At 58.8% G+C, this 2,057-nt stretch carries 3 protein-coding genes; 1 reads left to right on the top strand and 2 read right to left on the bottom strand.

The features are described 5' to 3' along the window. Positions 1 to 298 precede the first annotated feature (298 nt). Both ACI3K3_RS25555 and ACI3K3_RS25550 read right to left on the bottom strand, forming a co-directional pair. Positions 299 to 844 carry an RES family NAD+ phosphorylase gene (locus ACI3K3_RS25555; RefSeq protein ID WP_404918905.1) on the bottom strand — a complete coding sequence of 182 codons (546 nt, stop codon included), beginning with the start codon at positions 842 to 844 and terminating at the stop codon, positions 299 to 301. 21 nt (positions 845 to 865) lie between these two features. Continuing rightward, entirely contained in the window at positions 866 to 1,426 is a 561-nt protein-coding gene (locus ACI3K3_RS25550; protein ID WP_404918903.1) for a hypothetical protein, read from the bottom strand. Between the two features lie 303 nt (positions 1,427 to 1,729). Between ACI3K3_RS25550 and ACI3K3_RS25545 the strand changes: the two genes are divergently transcribed. Beyond that, positions 1,730 to 1,969: a hypothetical protein gene (locus ACI3K3_RS25545; RefSeq protein ID WP_404918901.1), complete on the top strand. Its 240-nt coding sequence runs from the start codon at positions 1,730 to 1,732 to the stop codon at positions 1,967 to 1,969. Positions 1,970 to 2,057: the final 88 nt, after the last annotated feature.

Below are 2,057 nucleotides of genomic sequence, written 5' to 3'. Positions count from 1 at the left end.
CAACAGCGGTTCGATCACCGACCACTCGAAATCCGTCAAATCGAACCGCGCCATCTCAATCTCCTTCTCCGAGAATGAATCAGATCACGGCAAATTTGGGAATCCTATTTATGGGTATGTGACCTAGGCTAGTCTTCATGGCATTATCGAACAGGTCGCTGAGACGGGGAAGGGCGCTTTAGGCGATAGTGTGGATGAAATAAGTGTTGTTGAACAGCAAGTTTTACGACAATTTGGCTTGATCTCGGGACCTTCAAACAGCGCGTCATAAGCTCGCAAGAGGCTCGGCCTCGGAGGTTCAAGGGTCCACATAGTCTTTCCCGAAATGTGCCGCCAAACGCTCGGCTTCCGATGGCGAAATGGGAACTGCAGTGACAGCTGATACCGCGACAGCATCGGACGCACGCTCGAACAAAGCAACGCACCGCTGATTGTCGAAACGCGAGGTATAGAGGATGCCGTCCGCGCTCGTCGTTTCGTGAATATGGCCGCTGATCTCCCAGGTGCGAGCGTACGCGTCACCGTGAAGTTCGGTGAAGGAGAGCCCATGTGCTGAGACGCCTGCATCCACCAGCGGGTAGAGCCTGAGTGCACGCGTCGTCACCAACTCGCTTCGGACCCGTGCATCGATCGTGGTCGAAAGGATGTAGGGGATGGCGGGCGCGCGCACGAAGGTCTCGCCGAACGCCGTTTCGATGGACCGCGCGGCGTAGAGTACCTTGTAGCTCCCGTCCGGAGAATCGAACCTGTTGACGGGATCGGGGCCGGGCGGACCGAAGAAGATCGGGCTATGAATGGACCGATGATAACGTTGCAGATGTGCGCCCGCGCCGATACGGTGCATCGATGTTACGGCCATTGCGCGTCAGGCTGTCCAGCCTGTAACGAGCGCGACAAGTTGCTTAAGCGCCGGCGCACCGGGCTTGCGGCCCAGGATCTGCAAAGGCGTTTCCGGCTCCGGGCCATAACCCGTGACCGGCGTCGTGAGCAGCATGAGCTGCTCCCAGGGGTCGGTATCGCCGAAAGCTTCCAGCAACTGCCTGAGGTTCGGCGCGGTGGCGCCCTCGACGAATTGGCCCGCAGGATAGCGGATCTCGTTCCCGTACTGAACGCCAAGGATCTGACGGCGCTGCCGCTGCTTTTCGATGGCAGCGACGCTCACGCCCAACATCTCGGCAACGTCTGAGCGCTCCAGCATGCCCCCCGCGCGGTTCGCCATCTCATCACGGAAACGCGCAGTCTTCTCGCGTGCAGCCTTGATCGCTGCAATATCCGCAGCCGATTCAGGGGCGATGTCCCGAGGGGCGATCGTGAGAGCATGCCGCAGGTCCGCAGACCCAACGATATCCGCGAGCGTATCGTCGCTCGCTGATTGCACTGCCTTCGCGATGGCCAGTGTCAGCTTTTCCAGCGCCTTGCGCCGCAACGTGTCGCTGGGCGCAATGTTTGCTAGAAGAGCGGACTTCCCACCGTTCGAAGATGCGTGCGTAGCCATTATCGTCCTTTCTGTCCTAAATATACAAGATCTGACAAAAAGGACAAGACATCTCGTCTTTTCCGACGTGACGAAATCGGCATGCGATGGTGGCTGGGAAACGGATTTCGCCGATGGCTGATACCATCGAACACGGCATGCGTCATCAGATCCTCCTCGCAGGGCGGTGTCGGCATGGCTGTGGAAGCCTTGGTATGCCACGCTATGTACTCCGATCGCTGTCGGGTGAATGGGATGGCCGCTTCGGCCAAGGTCGAGGCCCTTGCAGATTTCTATAGCGGTCCGGTAGCGGGCTTTTTGAATCCCGCCTTGCTACCTATGGCGCCGTTTATCGTACTGGGCGCGGGCTATGTCCGTGAGTGGATGTACAGCGTCGTCGGGCATGGCGATGGAAGGCCGCTCGCGAATGAGGAAGAAGAAGAAGAATTCTTGGCGCTGAACCGCCCCGGGATTGCCGGAGGCCCCAACTCCTGAGAGAATAGGGTCCACGATGAGCAAGACGACGAACAAGTTTGCCCCTGAGGTTCGGCAGCGGGCGATCCGCATGGTACTGGATCACGAG

This window comes from Novosphingobium sp. ZW T3_23, from assembly GCF_044987305.1.
Classification (GTDB): Bacteria; Pseudomonadota; Alphaproteobacteria; order Sphingomonadales; family Sphingomonadaceae; genus Novosphingobium.
This window is presented reverse-complemented; position numbering and strand designations above follow the sequence as displayed.